Here is a 16818-nt window from a genome sequence, read left to right on the forward strand (position 1 = left end):
ATTTACGAATTGACGAGAAGCACCATCGTTTCTAAATGCGGTGTTCCCGGAAATAAATCTAACGGGAGAATTTTTTCAACGCGGTAATGCGCCAAACGCCATTGATTCAGCGAGCGCGGAATTTCATCGGTTCCGCAGAAAATATGCAGAACGCGTTCGGGTTTCCGTTTTGCTAACGCCGCAATCACTCCTGGTTCGACGCCTTTCCGCGGCGGATCCAAAAGAATCACTTCGAGATCACGCGCTTTGGGAATGTTTTTTTCCACAAAGTTAGCATCGATTCGTCCCGCGACAAAACGCGCATTTTGCTTTTTCAAAAAGCGTGCGCTGTTCTTTGCAAATTCAATTGACGGACCTTCCCATTCTACGCCAAAAGTGGATTTTGCATTTGAGCCCATTCCAAAAGTAAAGAGCCCATAACCGCAATAAAGATCGAGCATTTCCGTTTCGGAATTCGGCTGCAAAAGTTCCGCAGCATTTTTGAGCAAATTCGGAATTTGCGATTCATTGATTTGGCTAAAACCGGTGACGGGATATTTCAAACGACAAGAGCCGATGTCTAATGTCAAATCCCGCGGGCCAAAAAGAGTTTTAAATGCCAACGCATCGGCAGGGCGCACCGCTTCCAAATAATAATCCGAACGTGTCGGGTCAAAATAAACATGCGCCGAAAAGACACCGAGATTTGCAGCGTTTAAATGTTCGCCCATCAGTTTGAGTTTGCGCACGACAAACGCATTCATTTCGGAAACGTTAAAAATCACAGAACGCCGTTTATAATTGCCGCGGATAATGACCCAATTCATCGCTTCGGCGAGCGTCTTAAATGCGGGCTTTTTCAAATAGCCTTCGATGAATTTGTAAATCGCTAAATGTTCCGCGGGCTCTAACGGTTCTGCATATTCTGAACTTTCATCGTCTTCGCCAAAGCTCAAATAAAATTCGCCGTCATCAAAAATGGCGCGGCGTTTCGTCGTCGTACGATATCCGCGCGGAAGCGGACTTGCGACAATTTCTTCGGGCTCTTGCAAACCATTTTCTTTGCAGAAATGCGCAAACGCTTTTTGCTTTACGACAAGTTCATCTTTGTAATCGAGAAGGGAAAGCGAAAGAAGCGGCAAACTGGAAAATTCTTTTGGCATCGCTTCGCGAAGCGCTTTGGCAAATAAAATCATTTTGAAACCTTTTTAAGAATGCGCAAAAGACGATAAGGCATTTCCGAATCATCTAAATACGGTTTTCCTTCAACGTTCAAATAAACGATTGAAGTGCCGCCGTCTTTTTGAAAACTGAAGAATCGTTTTCCATCATCAAATCGCACCAAAATAAATTCTGCGCTATCTTTAAATGTCGCTGTATTTTTTAGCGTGTCCATTTTTTCGTTTCCGTAAACGAGGACTTCTTCAATTTGCGCACGACCGAGACTGTCTAAATTCATTTTTACGCGGCGCATATCACATTCGTCGCAAGGTAATGCACCAACATAAGTGCCGAAGCTTCCTTCGGGAACAGCAATCGGCGCAAGCTTCGGAAGAGCCTTCAAATCTTCTTCAATTTTTTTTGATTTGACTTCTTCTTCATTTTGTCCGCAGCCAAAAATGCAAAATAAAATTACAAACAAACTCACTAACCGTTTCATTTATTCTCCCGTGCGAATGACGCGGAATCCCGTCGTCATCGAAGTGTAATCTGGCAATTTCTTTTCCTCATTTTTTAATGCTAAATCTTTTGCGACCGAAGTCCAATCACCGCCGCAAAGCGCTGTGTCCGCAGTCCATTCAGAAACATTTCCCGAGACATCGTAAATGCCCCAAGCATTCGGCTGTTTCTGCGCCACTTTTTGATAGCTGTCTGTCAAGCGATTATACTGCGCATAATTTTTTGCAGGACTTGTTCCCCAATAATAATTCCCCGTAGAACCGGCGCGCGCTGCGTATTCCCATTCTTCGCGACTCGGTAAACGCACTGCCGAAACAAAAGCGTCTGTGCGGAATCCGCCGAGTTTATTTCCGGCGCCACGCGAAGTGTAAGAATAAGCGGTATCGAGCCCGAGCACTTTGGAAAGTTCATTGGCAAAAAGAATCGCATCGTACCAAGAAACATTAGAAACGGGGAAAGAATCGCCGACGGCTTTCGCCATTTGCGGAGGAAGTTCTCCCATGAGTTTTTGATAATCGGACTGCATCACTTCGGTTTGCGATGTACGGAAATTTCCTGTTTTAATCCAAGAAATCGACAAAGAAATTCCGCTCGAAGAACTTTTGCTTTCCGAAGAAATCGCTGCAGACGACGAAGAAACTTTCGCTTTCGACGAAGACGATTTATCCCATTTCGGATCTTCGTAACTTCCCGTTTCGCCATTCGTCGGCGAAGAACAGCCGACAAAAAGAACGGCAACAGCACAGAAAATTTTCATCCAATTTTTCAACGCACAACTCCTACGCGATAGAATTTTTCTTTCTTTTTGCCCGATGTAAATTTCACTTTTAAGCGCACCGTATAAACGTCGCTGCCCAAATGCGAAATGTCCATTTGATCAATTTGATTAGAGCCTTGTTTTGCTTCGCCCGTTTTTTTCGTATAAACTAAGCGTCCCGAAATATCATAAAATTCTATCGTCGCCGATTTCGCATCCATGCCCAATGTAAAGCGCGCATTGGCGATTCCGCCGCGGACCGGATTCGGATAGATGAAAAATTCATCAATCGTCGCAACCGCTTTCGCTTTCGTCGGTTCTTTCAATTTCGAAGCGTCAAAGAAATTCGTCCGTTCATTATTTGCGCCCGGAATGCTCCACGCTTTCGCATCACTTCCCGCAGAATTTTTTGCTTTTGCCAAATTATATCCCGAGACCGAAGCGCGTTGGAATGCGTAAATTTGCGGGCCCGAAACCGAATCCAAAGTTTTCGCGACAAAGAACGACATCGGATAAACCGTTTCGCCGTATTCAAAATTTCCTGCAGAAATTGGGAAACCGTCCGTCACCGCTTTGCCTTTCGAATTAAACGCATGCAAAATGCCGCCGTTCGTTCCGACCAAAATTTCGGGGAGACTATCGCCCGTGACATCGACGATTAACGGATCCGAATAGAATTGCGATTCGGGAATATTCTTCGTGACTTTCACCGGGAAACCCGAAATGACAACGCCGGATTGATCCACCGCATAAACCAAATTATATCCGAGGAAAACCGCATTCGGATAACCGTCGCCGTTGACATCTCCAATTGCAATCGGAGAAATTTCTGCATCCAATTCGACACTTCCATCATTGCCGCGTTTGAAATTTCGCGGAGCAAAAACAACCGTCGCCGAATCGTTCGCGCGAACCATTGTCGCGTAACCGTGACTGCCTAAAATGAACATTTCATTTTTTCCATCGCGGTCAAAGTCCGAGCACGCAATGTGGAAACTTTGCTTGTCCACGCTGACTAAATTTTTGTTTTGCATTTTTGGCGAAGGCAATTTTTGGATGCGTCCTTCTGCCGCTTTATAAAGTGCAAGTTCTGCACCTTTTCCGACGAGCGCGATATTTTCCGATTCTCCATCGGGGCAAAGCGCCATATCTTGTGGCGCAAAATTTTCGGGCAAATTAAATTCTTCGCGTTTCGATAAATTCGAAGTTTTATAGCGATACAATTTTTCGTTATCCGCAACAAAGACAAATCCATTTTGAATCATCGGACCGATTTGCGGTTTTGCAATTGACACTTCTTCGCGGTCAAATTGAATTTGATCAATCGCCGACGAAAGAACTGTGCGCACGAGTTTATTTTTGTGCAAACTGAAAATGGAATCATTCGAAGACGCAAAGCCGATGAGTTTTCCTGCCGATTTTCCTAAACGATAGAGCGGAATTTTTTCCACAGAATCGGCATTCGAAATAACCGATTTTAAAATTGTCGTATCGCTTTCGAGAATTGAATTTCCCGATGCGGTCATCGCTTGTAACGTTCCATCTTCTGCGGCAAAGACAAGCAATTTTTCGCCTTCGCCAACCGACATACCTTCGGGATAATTCACCGCCAATGCGCCGCGAACTGCGGAATTCAAGCCCACATTCTTCGGGAATTGCGAGCCCGAAATGAGCGCATTTTTCGCCCACGAAATCGTCACCGGAATGGAAGACGCGACAAAGTTCACCACGCTATCGCCGACAAAAGCGTTTGCATTTTTTTCACTGTGGAAATTTTTTGCTTTCTTTGCCGAAACCGTAATGCCCGTGTAGCCGCCTTGCGTCGTCTTCGTGTTGCCATAACCTGCGGGCTTAATGGACCACACCGTATCCTTCGGCGAATTTTTTCCTTTGCGCACATGCGGAATCAAATCCGAGCCAGAGCCGTAATCATAAGTATCTTGGCCGAGCGCATTTTTAAACGTTTTCCCGATGGATAAAATGCCATCGGCTTCGGCGAGCATAATTCCAAATTGATGATCGCGAACTGTATCGCCGCCCCAGAAATTTGTCACGCCAAACGGAAGCGCTTCGCGCAGATACCAATCGTTGATTTTCCAAACCGCAATTCCGCTCGAAGGAAGTCCCGCATCAAAAGAAGAAACGTCGACGATGACGCCGCTCAATTTCTTTTTGTTTTTTACGCACTTGCCATTTGCATCGCAGATGCTATCTTCGAACGCGGTATAAAGACTGTCAATCGGATAAACTTTCGTCACAATTTCATAATCGGTTTCCGCTGCGACATCCGAAGCGGGCACATACGAAACCGCAATTTTTGCCGAGTCGCCCGCAGAACGTTCACGATTTTCAATCAGCAAATATTCATTCGATGTCAGCGGGACTTTGACTATTTCAATTCCTTTGCCCGAACCTGCTGCTGCAATTTCTTTGGAAATCATTCCCGATGCCGGCGGTGAAACCGTTTGCACTTTTGCCCAACCCATATACGAGCGCACCCACGCAGAAGGAAGCACTGGGAAAAATCCATTGCCCGCATTATACCCTGCGAAATCCATCACATCAAAATATCCGATGCGCGAAATTCCTTTCACCACATCATAAGTATTCGGCATGCCGAGTTCGCGTCCAATTTGATTGATCAAAATGCCGTTAATGCCCCAGTTGAGTCCATCTTGCGATGCCGTTTCACTCGTCACCATTACCGTTTTGAGAGTGTCCAAAGTCGAGCCTGGAATAATCATTCCGCGAGTATCTTTTTTGCAATGGCGAGAAGTGTCTGCGGTATCCAAATAACTCCAATAATCTTGCACCACATAAACATCCATAAAATCGCCCGGCGTATCGGCGTTATTCGTTCCCATGCTTCCGCCATCGACAAGGCGACTTGCGCCCGCATGAATAATCATATAAGCGCGCTTTTTATTTTTCGTTTTCGGCTGCGGCACTTTGAACGGATTATCTAAAGTATCTTTCGATTCATTTGCCTTCATCACAGCATCCCAAATAAAATTCATATAATCGCGACTGCGAGCTTCATCAAATTCTGCGGTTTTTTCGCCTTTCTTCTTGGCTGTGCGATTGTAATCGATGATGTAATGATCGACGGTATAAGGTTCTCCGCTCGGAAAGATGCGTGCAGTAATAACCAAGTTTCCGTTGCTCACCGACTTGTAATAATTTTTCGCAAATTCAAAATGCTTTTGCCAATAAGCAGCACTTGCGCGGTGACCGCTCGGATCCAAACTGTAATTCGCATTGGAAGTGTCGCTGTCCGAATCAAATCGACCCGTTCCCGTCGTGAGAGAATTATCGGGAGATTCTTGTTTAAATTGCACGCGGAGCGCAAAAATTTCAAGAGTGTCAACCGCAAAGGAAGACGCAAAAAGCCCGAGCAGAGCTAGTAAAAAAAGACACTTCTTCATAGGAATAAAATTACAAAATCCAAGCGCACAAACAGGCGCAACTTCTGCAGCTAATAGCGAATTTTTTCGTAGGAATCCGGAATCGGCAAACGCCATGTTGCATCGCCCCATTCCGCATCGGTATTCACCCGTTTAATTTTTACGGTCAACACATTTTTCCCATCGCGATATGCGCGCGTTACCGCCGGAGCTATGCGGTCATTAAATTCTGCGTAATCTTCAAAGGTGAGAGTTTCTTTTCCTTCGACAATTTTCGTCACACGCCCGTCAGCGTTGCGCTCTGCCCGAAACGGAATGCCGAGTGAATTTTTCCCGACGATAATTTTTACGCCCGCAGAATCTCGCGTCGAATCGACCACTGCATTTTGCGGAAAAGTTTCGCCCCAAAAAAGTGCAGCAATCCGATGCATATCAAAAAGCGGAATTCCTGCAAAGCCGCCGACAAATTGACCCATTCCCGTCGCATACGATTTCTGCTGAGAAAGCAAAAGCGTCCACTTGGCATCCGTCCACAAAACCGATGCAATTCCAATTCCCATCGGCCCCGAAAATTCTAAACGATAACGTTTATACGGCACCGCAAAAAGTACCGCAGACAATGTGTGCGAACCGTTCACCGAATCATCGACATCGATTGAAAATTTGACTTTTAAACTATCGGGCGGAAGAATTTCCGAAGCGGTCGCCGGCCCTTTGGCTAAACGCGGACCGCATCCGAGTAAACAAAAAATGGTCGCAAAAAATAGCCCGAGAAAAATTTTTTCCATTCGGAATTTTCGCATTTCTCGGTTCCTAAATTATTCTTCTTTCTTTTTTAAAATTTCAATTCGGGATTTCGCATTTTCATTTTGCGGATCGATGGTGAGCACTTTTTCGTAATATTCAACCGCTCGTTTTTTGAGCGCAAGCGCTTCACAAATTGCTGCCATGTGCGAAAAAATGGACGGATCGTGCATCATTTCATCGGACAAAGAATCTTTTTCCGCTTCGATGCCTTCCATAATTTTCAAAGCTTCTTCAAATTTTCCAACGCGGTAAAGTGCCCACGCTTTAGAATCGCGATACGCAATATTTTTCGGATCTTGCTGAATCGCATCGTCGATGAGTTTACTGCCCCATTTGACTTCTTCCGCATTTCGATTCAAATCGACGAGCGTATATCCCAAATGATTTTTGGCGACGACATCCATCGGGTACAAAGAAAAAATCCGTTTGAAAACGACTATCGCCGAATCGACCATGCCGAACATCAACAAATTTGAGCCGTAAGCAAACAGTAAATTTTGCGAGTCGCCGCCGATATTTCCCGCTTTGACATATTGATCTGTCGCTTGTTTCCGCAAAGTCATCGCGCTATCTTTGCGCGCTTGTGTCGTCGGAGCGCGTTCTAAATCTTCTGCATTCATCTGCAACAAAGTGCCGTATTCGTAATACAATTTCGCTTTGTCCATCGCTATTTCAAGATCGAGTTTGCGCATTTCTTCGAGCTTTCCGTCCGTCATCAGTTGCGTCCGAATCGTATCGTATTTTTCATTCGGAAGAAGCGCTTTATCTAAAATCGCATACGCTTTGGCGTAATTTTTATCGGCAGAATAACGCACTAAAAGTTTGTTGCGATAAGCCATCGGCGCTTTTTCATACGCCTTTTCCAAATACGTTAACGACTGCGCCGAATCGCCGGATTCTAATGCGTACGCGCTCAGCATTCCAAACGAAATGGCAGCATAAGTTTCCATTCCCGAAAGGCGCTGCCAATGAATAATCGCTTGTTCTTTTTTTCCGAGTTTCGTTTCAAAAAGAGAAAGATCGAGCAACACATCACCGCGTTCGGGATTTCGCTTATAAATTTCGCGAAGAGTGTCTAGCGCAACCGAATCTTGTTTTAATCCCGAATAAACCGCCATCACAAATCGCACCGAAAGAGAATCGTCGGCGTAAGCCGAGTCCGCGCGAAATTCTTCCACCGATTTCAGCGCGTCTTCAAAATGTTTCATCGCAAGAAGCAGACGAATGCGATTTTCTAAAAAGCTGCGGTCGCCGCGGGCTTCGTAAACTTCACCAAAAAGATCTGCGAGAGCCGAATCTTTTTTCGCAGTTGCGAGCAAAGAAATTTGCCTTTCCAAAATCGATTGCGGATAACCGATTTGCGGAAGAAGAATTCCGTAAATGCGAGAAAGTTCATCGTAATCCCGCGTAATTTCGAGAAGCAGAGCATATTCATACGCAGCGTGTAAATTCTGATCGCTTGCGTCCACCGCTTTTTTGTAATAGACAACAGCGCTATCCAAATTGGATTGTTCCCCATAAATGCGTCCGAGAAGCGCATACTGCGTGCTCGTTTTTTTTCCTTTTAAATTTTTCGCTTTTTCAGCAAGCTGAGCGGCTTCTGCCGTGGCGCCGCGTTCTTCCATCAATTCCAAAACCGAAAATGCGAGGAAGCGATTTTCGGGATCCGCCGCATATGCGTGCTGCATAAATTGTTCGGCGATAGCATTTTCCCCTTGCGCTTGGAGTGCGATTGCCCGCAAAAAAGAACCGTGCGCAATTTCTAAGCGCAAAAGTTCTGCGCTATCCAATTTCACGGGATAACGCGGCTGCGCATAAACTTTCTTCGGAGCTGCAGCCGTTTTCGTTGGCGCATCCACAGTCGGTTCCGCTTTTCGTGAACCGCTACAAGCGACGAATGCAAAAACGCAAACTGCAAAAAGGGAAATCCACAAGCGGCGCATTTCCACCCTCTTTATTCTGAGATGACCAAATTCACACGAGCGCCCGCAGCGATGAGCGATCCGGCTTCGGGCTTTTGACTAAGCACAAGTCCCGCAGAGCCTTCTTTTTTACGCTCCGTTTTTCCGACGATAAATCCCGCAGTCCGCAAATTTGAAATTGCAATGGCGGTGCGTTCCCCGACGACATTGGGCACTTCGGTTTTAGCGCCTTTTGCGCCCGACGAAATGAAGACGTCAACGGTATCGCCTTTGTGTGCGAGAGAACCTTCCGACGGGTAAGTGCGCACGACTTTACCTTTCGAAATATTGACATGCGGAGTTTTAAAAGTCAACCCGACGACAAGTCCCGCTTTTTGAATTTCTTCAACCGCTTCTTCATCGGTTTTATCCAACAAATCTGGCACCGTAATCTGATTCAATCCTTCGGAAAGTGTCAAATGAATGGTGCGTCCTGGCTTTGACTTTTGTCCTTCGGGCGGATTTTGTCGCATCACTAAATCCACATCATAAACTTTGCTGTATTCGCGCATTTTCGCAAAGGCAACATGAAAGCCTGCGCCTTCTGCTTTTTGAATTGCCGCAGAACTATCGAGTCCTTCAAGTTTTGGTACCGTCAATTCTTGCACATGTTCTCGGGCGACGATTGGCATCGCAATTTTATCAAAGCAAATCGCAAAAAAGACGAGCAGAACAGCGAGCAAAAGAAGCGCATACACCCAAGGCTTCGTTCTGAGAATCCGATGAATGAAATTTTCTTTGCGCGGTTGTTCTGCCATATTCATCCTTTAATCTTTGGAATTTGCTTCGTGCAATTTGCTTTCTTCGGTAATCACCAAATCTTTGCCCATAAGCGAAATTGTGCCGCTGCTCGAAAGCGCCGAAAAAACGCGGCTCACCGTTTCGCGGGTCGTTCCCGACATTTCGGCAAATTGCTGCTGCGTTGGGCGATTGCGAATGACGGTAACCATTTCTCCGTTGCGTCCGTGAATGCGAACTCCGCGATCTTCGATAAGGCTCAGAATCGTTCCGGCGACGCGACCGAAGACCGACATCGTTGCAAGCGATCCGATTTGACGGTTGGCGTTACGCAGACGACGACTCATCTGCACCAAAAGTCCTGTAGCAAGTTCCGGCGTTGTTTTGAGCAATTCCAAGAAATGCTCTTGACGAATGATGAGCACTTTCGTCGGTTGCACCGCTTTGACCGAAGCCGAACGCGGTTCTCCATCGATAAGCGACATTTCGCCAAAAGAATCTCCTCGAGAAAGAAGCGAAAGAATCGTTTCCTTCCCATCGGTTCCGGTGACGTAAACTTTGACTTCGCCTTCGGCGATGAGGAAAAGCGCCCGGGTGGAATCATCCTTTTCCAAGATGATTGTTTCATCCCGCGCGTAATCGTTCGCGATAACGAGAGTCGCTAGTTGCGCCAACTGCTCTTCGGTCAATTCCGAAAAAAGATCAACACCTTTCAGAAGTTCGACGATATTTTTTTCCGCCATAGAGCCCTCTTTTTTAATTCATGTCAATGATAATGCTTTCGTCGCGGCGAGCACCGATCGAAATCATACCGATTTTAACGCCGACGAGTTCTGCCATTTTTTGCAAATACTTCTTCGCATTTTCTGGAAGTTCATCCCAGCTTTTGCACTTCGTCGTATCTTGCTTCCAACCCGGAAGAACTTCGTAAACCGGCTTGCAGCGACCCACCTTCGAAAGTTGATTCGGGAAGATGTCCAACTTTTCACCGTCGCATTCATAATGCGTGCACATTTTGATTTCGTCAAATGTATCGAGAACGTCGAGCTTTGTAATCGCCAAGTGAGTTAATCCGTTGACGAGAGCAGCCTTGCGGACAACCGGAGCGTCGAACCAACCGCAGCGACGATTGCGTCCAGTCGTTGCGCCATATTCGTTTCCGAGTTTGCGCAGATGGTCGCCCATTTCGTCCAAAAGTTCTGTGGGGAACGGACCGTTACCAACGCGAGTCGTATAAGCTTTCACGACGCCCACAACCTGATCGATTGCAGTCGGGCCAACACCAGCGCCACAACTTGCGTAACCAGCGACCGTATTGCTCGAAGTCACATACGGATAAGTGCCTTGGTCCACGTCCAAAATCGTTCCTTGGGCGCCTTCGAAAATCAAGCGCTTGCCTTCTTTCATCGCCTTGTAAAGTACATCGCTTACATCGCGGACGAACGGCTTAATTTTTTGTCCGAGTTCCAAATAATCGTGAATGACTTTTTCCGGATCAATTTCGGGAACGTCATACATCACGCGGAATTCTTCGTTGTGCACTTTCGCCATCGCTTCAACGCGCGGACGCAGTTCACGTTCATCCATCAAATCGCCCACGCGGACACCGATGCGGTTCACCTTATCGCTGTAGCACGGACCGATACCGCGGCCAGTCGTTCCAATCGCAGCCTTGCCCGCTTTCTTTTCTTTCGCCTTGTCAAGCGCAGAATGATACGGAAGAACGACATGAGCGTTATCCGCAATGACCAAACGATTTTCCGGATCAGTAATGCCTTTCGAATGCAAATCGGCAATTTCATTTAAAGTCTGAATCGGATCCAAAACGACACCGTTACCGATGACGCAAAGCTTGTTTTCGTGCATAATGCCCGACGGAATCAAATGGAAAACAAATTTCTTGTCGCCCACTTCTACCGTATGACCAGCGTTTGCTCCGCCTTGGAAGCGAACGATTACATCGGCATCCAATGTCAGAAAATCAACGATCTTTGCTTTACCTTCGTCACCCCACTGGGATCCGATAACAACTCGATTTGGCATAAGTCCTTCTCAGAAAAAGAAAACACGAAAGGTCAGAGCAAGGGTTTGTCCTTGCCCCTTTTTCGTTAGAAAAATAAAAAAGTTTTAATGCGATGACGCTGCGCCGTAGTCCCGCATTCCAAATAATGCAGTTCCAACGCGAATCATCGTCGCGCCTTCTTCGATCGCGACTTCTAAATCTCCCGTCATTCCCATGGAAAGCTGGTCAAAGGAAGCAAAAACGCCGCCGTGCGCCAAAAATTTCTGTTGCAAATGACGCAAAAAAGCAAAGCATTCCCGAGAATCTTCGGCGACTCCCGTATTTTTGCCAATCGTCATGAGCCCGCGGAATCGCAAATGCGGACAAGGAACATGATTTTCCAGAGAAAGCAAAAACGGTTCCGCTTCACGGATATCCAAACCGCTCTTGGTCGCCTCTTCGCCGGCGTTCACCTGAAAGAGGATATCCAATGTCTTATCCGCTTCTGCGCAAATTTTTTCGAGTTTTTCCACCGCTTCCATGCTGGCGATAGAATGGATGCAATCGGCAACGAACGCCGCTTTTTTCAATTTGTTGCTCTGCACGGGCCCAATGATGTGACAGCGGATACCCGGGCGTTTGACAGAGAACTTTTCAACAGCTTCCTGAACGCGGTTTTCGCCAAAATCCGTTGCACCGAGCGCAAGCGCATTTTCGACGGCGCTCATCGGGTGGAATTTCGAAACCCAGACGAGTTTCACGTCTTCGCTGGGCCGGTTACTTTGTGCGCAAGCATTCGCCATGCGCGCTTCCAATTTTTCATGAGCCGTACGCATTTCGTCCAAAGAAAATTCAGCCATTTTTTGCCTCTAGATTTTTGAATCCTCACCGCAGAAAATAGAAACCTTTTCCGCGTCATGGCAAGGTGAACTCAGTTATCAGTTCTTAGTCCTTAGTTCTCTGTTCCGACTCCTAACCGCTAACTTGTTTCAGGGATACTTCAATTATGGAATCGGAAATTCCAAGTTTCAGGAATCCTTGTCGGATGCAGCCGTTTCTCCTATGAACTCTAACAACTAATAACTGACAACTAATCACTACCCCCTGACCATGGTTCGACTAGTTCGACAAGCTCACTAACCGACGGTCCCTGAGTTTATCGAAGGGCACCAACCAAGCAAATCGGACGGGATTTTGCACATAAGTTCGTTTTTTGGGGAAAATTGCAAATTGTAACAAAAAAAAACAGATTGTCGTTATATTTTACACAATTCAAAACAACTTCAAAGGAGAGAATATGAAAATCTTCACCTGGAAAAAAGCCGCCGCGGGCGCCGCTCTTTTGAGCCTTTTCGCCTGCGGAGACGACAGCAGCTCCAGCAGCAAGACCCCGGACATCTTCAGCACGAAGGACGACCTGCCCGAGTGCACCGAGAAAATCGCCGGCGACACCCTCTACGTGGAAAGCGATTCCGCGGACTACTTTTGCGATGACGGCGAATGGGTAATCGTCGGCGACACGACGGCGACGGACACCACTGCAACAGACTCGCTTTCCAGCTCTTCCATTGCGGATTCCCTTTTGAGTAGCTCCAGCGTTGAAGTAAGCAGCAGTTCTGCAAACCCCAGAGAGGTCGTCGGGGCATGCCCCGACACCATCACAGGAAATTCGATTTACGTTGACGGCGATTCACTGGTTTTGGAAAGCTATGAACAATTCGACTATTCGGCATATATCGGCAACGCCATCCTATTGGATCCAAACTATCTATCCTTTTTGGGGGAGCTTTCTATGACAAATACCATACTAGGCAATACCACATTGCTTTGCTCCGTAGAAACGGAGGATTCGCTGATGTGCCCCATGGCAAGAAAAGGCGGACATTTTTCTGCAAACTTCGACTCCGCCAAGGCCTATGGTCCATGGTTGAACCTGCGCCTAAAGATGCTGAACACCTCGGAAAACAAAAAGGAAATTTTACTTTACGCAGAAAGCAGGGAGCTTTGCGCGATGGGCTCTGTGAATCTGTATGGCTGTCTGGGAAAAAACGGCAACGATGTGAATGCTGTCTTAGAATATGCCCAAGCCACAGACGAGTTACGGCTGGATTTTGGCTTTAACGGAGCCGCCAAATACAGTACGGATTCGGCGGCAGCCCTTAAAATCACTCTGGCCAATATAGAATCCGCCATTAGCGACGGCGATTTCACCAAGGTAGCCGCACTGACCGGGCTCAAGGCCTCGGATCCCTATATGGATTTACTTAAAATCGCTTCTGTAGATAGCTATGTCAATAGCGATCGCAGTTTCGGCGCCAGATTTACCGTCTCGGGTTATTCGAACCGCTCCATGATGGAATCCCTCATCTCTTCCGACTGCAAGGATATCGACAATCACTGGATTACCAAAATCCCGCTGGACCTTTCGGCGGTCAGCAGCTCGAGCGCCAAATCTTCGAGCAGCAGCGCGCAGTCCTCGTCCTCTGTTTCCAGTTCCAGCGTCGCTTCGAGCAGCTCTGCGGAGTCCAGCTCTTCGGCGGAATCCTCCAGCAGCGAGTCTTCAAGCTCTTCCGTGCCGACTGTTTTCAACGACGAGAACCTGGACTTTTTGGCGAGCCATGCCACCTTTACGGAAGACGCTGACGTTTCTAACACCGACTCCACCGTGTGGACAGCAAACACGAAATTCTCATCAAGCGATACGAAAGGCATAACGCTTTTTTCAAAATCCTTATCTAACGCATTGCAAAATAAAGGCTATGAACAGTTAACTACTACTAATTACGCTCTGGTAAAAGACAGTTTCTCTTATCTTGTAACAATTACGGCAACCCCCTTGACAACCACCACCATGATCGTCAAGATTACCGCCACAAAAAAAGAAAGCGAGTTGTAACGGAATTTCCCTCGAAATTTCAAAAGCTGCCCGAATTTTCGGGCGGCTTTTTTTCGTCAAAGATCGCCGCGTCGGGTGCTTTGCGTCCTCCTCGCGATGACGACGAAGAGTGTTCAATTATTAGTTATCAGTTCTAACTCCCAACTCTTAACTCCCAAGCGTCCCGAAATCGGCGTTGCCGCTAATCCTTTTTCGCTTTCGCCGCCGTCTTCTTTTTCGCCTGCGGGAAAAGAATCGCAATCAATTCGTCGATGTGTTCTTTCGTGTGGATTTTCAATCCTTTCTTTGCCGGTGCAGGCAATTCGACCACATCTTTCTCGTTCTGCGTGGGAAGATAGAGCGTTTTGACGCCCGCATCCAGAGCGGCGAGTGCTTTTTCGTTCAGCCCGCCAATCGGCAGCAAATCGCCCGAAAGACTGACTTCACCGGTAAAGGCGATGTCCGGCGAAACCGGAGTCCGGGTAAACGCCGAAAGAAGCGAGAGCGTGAGAGCAATTCCCGCCGACGGGCCGTCCTTGGGAACAGCGCCTTCGGGAACGTGAATGTGAATATCCGTTTTGCGGACTATCGCCGGATCCACGCCGAATCGCTGCAATCTTTCGCGGACAAGGCTGAGCGCAATTTGCGCCGATTCTTTCATCACATCGCCGAGTTTTCCGGTGAGCAGCAAATGCCCGCGTCCCGAAAGCAGCTTGGTTTCAATCAAAAGGATTTCGCCGCCGACAGAAGTCCACGCCAATCCCGTGATGACACCGCAATGTCCCGGTTTCGGCAAGCGGTTTCCCATAAAGCGAGGAACGCCCAGATATTTTTCGACGAGCTTCGGCGTCAATTTCAACTTGCCCGATTTTCCCATCAAGGTTTCTTTGACCCTTTTGCGGACAATCGTTTCGATTTGACGTTCGAGTTCGCGGACGCCCGCTTCGCGGGTATATTCTTTCAAAATCGTCTGAATCGATTCGTCGTTAAAAACAATTGTTTCGGAATCGGTAACGCCGCAATTTTTTAACACGCGCGGGACCAAATAATCTTTCGCAATCGAGAGTTTTTCATGCGGATAATAGCCGGGGAGACGCACCACTTCCATGCGGTCTTCGAGAGCAGCGGGAATTGTTTCTTCGGAATTTGCCGTCGCGATAAACAGCACTTTCGAGAAATCAAATCCCACTTCCATAAAGTGATCCGTAAAATCAGAATTGAGTTCCGGATCCAAAATTTCGAGCATCGCACTCGCCGGATCGCCGCGGTAATCATTTCCCATTTTATCGATTTCATCTAAGAGAATCACGGGATTCATGCATTTCGCATGACGCAGCGCTTGAATAAAACGTCCGGGCATTGAACCGATATAAGTCCGACGATGACCGCGAATTTCCGCTTCATCGCGCACGCCGCCGAGAGTCACGCGGGCGTAATTTCGTCCGAGAGATTCTGCGATCGAACGCACAAGAGTCGTCTTGCCAACTCCCGGAGGACCGACTAAACAAATAATCGGCGCTTTATTTTCGGCATTCGTCTGCTTTAAAACGGCGATGTATTCCAAAATGCGATCTTTGACTTTGTCCAAGCCAAAATGATCCGCATCCAATTTCTTTTTGACTTTTTTCAAGTCAAGTGCCGTATCCGTGTAAACGCCGAAAGGCATCGCCAAAAACCAGTCGATGAAATTTCGCGAAACCGCATATTCGGGACTCGCCGGCTGCATTAAACGCATCCGACCAAATTCTTCGTCGAGTTTTTCTTGAATCGCTTTCGAGAAATGCTTCGCTTTGACTTTCTGAACGAGCTTTTCCACTTCATCGGTATCGCCGTCCGAAAGTTCATTTTGCAGCATCCGAATTTGTTCACCGATGAACCAATCCTTTTGATTCTGCTGCATTTTTTGTTGCACATCATCGCGGACGTGTTCAACAACGCCTTCAACGTCGAGCGCCGCTTGCAAATAAGCATTCACCCGTTTGCAAAATTCGTCTAACGATTTTTCTTCTAAAACTTGCTGCTTTTGTTGCGCCGAGACGCGGATGTACGGCAACATCGCAAGATACTTAGAGAACACATCTTTTTTCGATTCAATTTCGCTCAAAATTTCTACTGAAATATTTTGCGCATTGACATATTGTTCAAAAAGATGAACGCCTTCTGTGGAAACCAATTTCAACAGAGAACGATCCACCGAATCATACGAGCGCAGCAAAATTTTTGCCGACAAATAATTTTGATCTTTTAAAAGTTCCGTATTGATTAAATCGACGATGACAACGCCTTCGACAAGAACGCGCCAACATCCATTCGGCATCGGCATCACCGATTGCACATGAGCGAGCACGCCGACTTTCGGCAAATCTTCCGGTTCCACCGATTCTTTATCCGGATCCTTCTGCAAAGCGAGTAAAAGCAAATCGTGATAAAGATGCGAAGCTTTGAGCGCATTTTGCGAAGCTTCTCTTCCCACGAGAATGCGAGTAGAAGATCCCGGAGTGACAAGCGCATCGCGCAATGCCAGCAGCGGAAAATCGTGACTCAAATCTAATGCAATTGTTTCCAGTAAATTTTCAGTTTCAGAATTTGATTTTTTCAAACTGTTTTCCCTTCCC

At 46.9% G+C, this 16818-nt stretch carries 12 protein-coding genes; 1 reads left to right on the forward strand and 11 read right to left on the reverse strand.

Annotated features, from left to right (window positions below; all coding sequences use genetic code 11):
- Nucleotides 1-2: 2 nt before the first annotated feature.
- The 10 genes from B0H50_RS07130 to B0H50_RS07175 all read right to left on the reverse strand — a co-directional run bounded on the left by B0H50_RS07130 (nucleotide 3) and on the right by B0H50_RS07175 (nucleotide 12188).
- On the reverse strand, nucleotides 3-1175 hold the full coding sequence (locus B0H50_RS07130) for a class I SAM-dependent RNA methyltransferase (RefSeq protein WP_109587480.1): 1173 nt from the start codon (nucleotides 1173-1175) through the stop codon (nucleotides 3-5).
- Nucleotides 1172-1639, reverse strand: a complete 468-nt coding sequence (locus B0H50_RS07135) for a hypothetical protein (protein ID WP_106198867.1) — start codon at nucleotides 1637-1639, stop codon at nucleotides 1172-1174. The genes B0H50_RS07130 and B0H50_RS07135 overlap by 4 nt, the downstream gene beginning before the upstream one ends.
- Nucleotides 1640-2428, reverse strand: a complete 789-nt coding sequence (locus B0H50_RS07140; protein WP_106198866.1) for a formylglycine-generating enzyme family protein — start codon at nucleotides 2426-2428, stop codon at nucleotides 1640-1642.
- A complete protein-coding gene (locus B0H50_RS07145) occupies nucleotides 2425-5841 on the reverse strand; it encodes a T9SS type A sorting domain-containing protein (protein WP_106198865.1) in 3417 nt (1138 codons plus the stop codon). Before B0H50_RS07145 ends, B0H50_RS07140 begins: the two co-directional genes overlap by 4 nt.
- Nucleotides 5842-5891: 50 nt before the next feature.
- Nucleotides 5892-6608 carry a DUF4292 domain-containing protein gene (locus B0H50_RS07150; protein ID WP_158256493.1) on the reverse strand — a complete coding sequence of 239 codons (717 nt, stop codon included), beginning with the start codon at nucleotides 6606-6608 and terminating at the stop codon, nucleotides 5892-5894.
- A gap of 30 nt (nucleotides 6609-6638) precedes the next feature.
- Nucleotides 6639-8570 (reverse strand): tetratricopeptide repeat protein, encoded by a 1932-nt coding sequence (locus tag B0H50_RS07155; RefSeq protein ID WP_109587481.1) that lies wholly within the window; start codon nucleotides 8568-8570, stop codon nucleotides 6639-6641.
- Nucleotides 8571-8581: 11 nt separating this feature from the next.
- Nucleotides 8582-9346, reverse strand: coding sequence for a PASTA domain-containing protein (locus B0H50_RS07160; protein ID WP_158256492.1), 765 nt, complete (start codon nucleotides 9344-9346; stop codon nucleotides 8582-8584).
- A gap of 9 nt (nucleotides 9347-9355) precedes the next feature.
- Nucleotides 9356-10069: a Crp/Fnr family transcriptional regulator gene (locus tag B0H50_RS07165; RefSeq protein ID WP_106198861.1), complete on the reverse strand. Its 714-nt coding sequence runs from the start codon at nucleotides 10067-10069 to the stop codon at nucleotides 9356-9358.
- Between the two features lie 13 nt (nucleotides 10070-10082).
- A complete protein-coding gene (locus B0H50_RS07170) occupies nucleotides 10083-11369 on the reverse strand; it encodes an adenylosuccinate synthase (RefSeq protein ID WP_106198860.1) in 1287 nt (428 codons plus the stop codon).
- 84 nt (nucleotides 11370-11453) lie between these two features.
- Nucleotides 11454-12188 (reverse strand): YggS family pyridoxal phosphate-dependent enzyme, encoded by a 735-nt coding sequence (locus B0H50_RS07175; protein WP_109587482.1) that lies wholly within the window; start codon nucleotides 12186-12188, stop codon nucleotides 11454-11456.
- Nucleotides 12189-12625: 437 nt separating this feature from the next.
- On the opposite strand from B0H50_RS07175, the gene B0H50_RS07180 reads away from it, so the two are divergent.
- The gene (locus B0H50_RS07180) at nucleotides 12626-14224 is read left to right on the forward strand and encodes a hypothetical protein (protein ID WP_146193705.1); all 1599 of its coding nucleotides are present in this window, start codon (nucleotides 12626-12628) and stop codon (nucleotides 14222-14224) included.
- Between the two features lie 181 nt (nucleotides 14225-14405).
- Here B0H50_RS07180 and lon read toward each other — a convergent pair whose 3' ends face one another.
- Nucleotides 14406-16802, reverse strand: a complete 2397-nt coding sequence (gene lon / locus B0H50_RS07185) for an endopeptidase La (protein WP_233244606.1) — start codon at nucleotides 16800-16802, stop codon at nucleotides 14406-14408.
- Between the last annotated feature and the right edge of the window lie 16 nt (nucleotides 16803-16818).

The organism is Hallerella porci, assembly GCF_003148885.1.
In the GTDB taxonomy this organism is placed as follows: Bacteria; Fibrobacterota; Fibrobacteria; order Fibrobacterales; family Fibrobacteraceae; genus Hallerella; species Hallerella porci.

Bases quoted from the DNA above. Each gene is read 5' to 3' on its own strand.
- B0H50_RS07130 (WP_109587480.1), bottom strand. From the start codon at position 1,175: ATGATTTTATTTGCCAAAGCGCTTCGCGAAGCGATGCCAAAAGAATTT.
- B0H50_RS07135 (WP_106198867.1), bottom strand. From the start codon at position 1,639: ATGAAACGGTTAGTGAGTTTGTTTGTAATTTTATTTTGCATTTTTGGC.
- B0H50_RS07145 (WP_106198865.1), bottom strand. From the start codon at position 5,841: ATGAAGAAGTGTCTTTTTTTACTAGCTCTGCTCGGGCTTTTTGCGTCT.
- B0H50_RS07150 (WP_158256493.1), bottom strand. From the start codon at position 6,608: ATGGAAAAAATTTTTCTCGGGCTATTTTTTGCGACCATTTTTTGTTTA.
- B0H50_RS07155 (WP_109587481.1), bottom strand. From the start codon at position 8,570: ATGCGCCGCTTGTGGATTTCCCTTTTTGCAGTTTGCGTTTTTGCATTC.
- B0H50_RS07160 (WP_158256492.1), bottom strand. From the start codon at position 9,346: ATGGCAGAACAACCGCGCAAAGAAAATTTCATTCATCGGATTCTCAGA.
- B0H50_RS07165 (WP_106198861.1), bottom strand. From the start codon at position 10,069: ATGGCGGAAAAAAATATCGTCGAACTTCTGAAAGGTGTTGATCTTTTT.
- B0H50_RS07170 (WP_106198860.1), bottom strand. From the start codon at position 11,369: ATGCCAAATCGAGTTGTTATCGGATCCCAGTGGGGTGACGAAGGTAAA.
- B0H50_RS07175 (WP_109587482.1), bottom strand. From the start codon at position 12,188: ATGGCTGAATTTTCTTTGGACGAAATGCGTACGGCTCATGAAAAATTG.
- B0H50_RS07180 (WP_146193705.1), top strand. From the start codon at position 12,626: ATGAAAATCTTCACCTGGAAAAAAGCCGCCGCGGGCGCCGCTCTTTTG.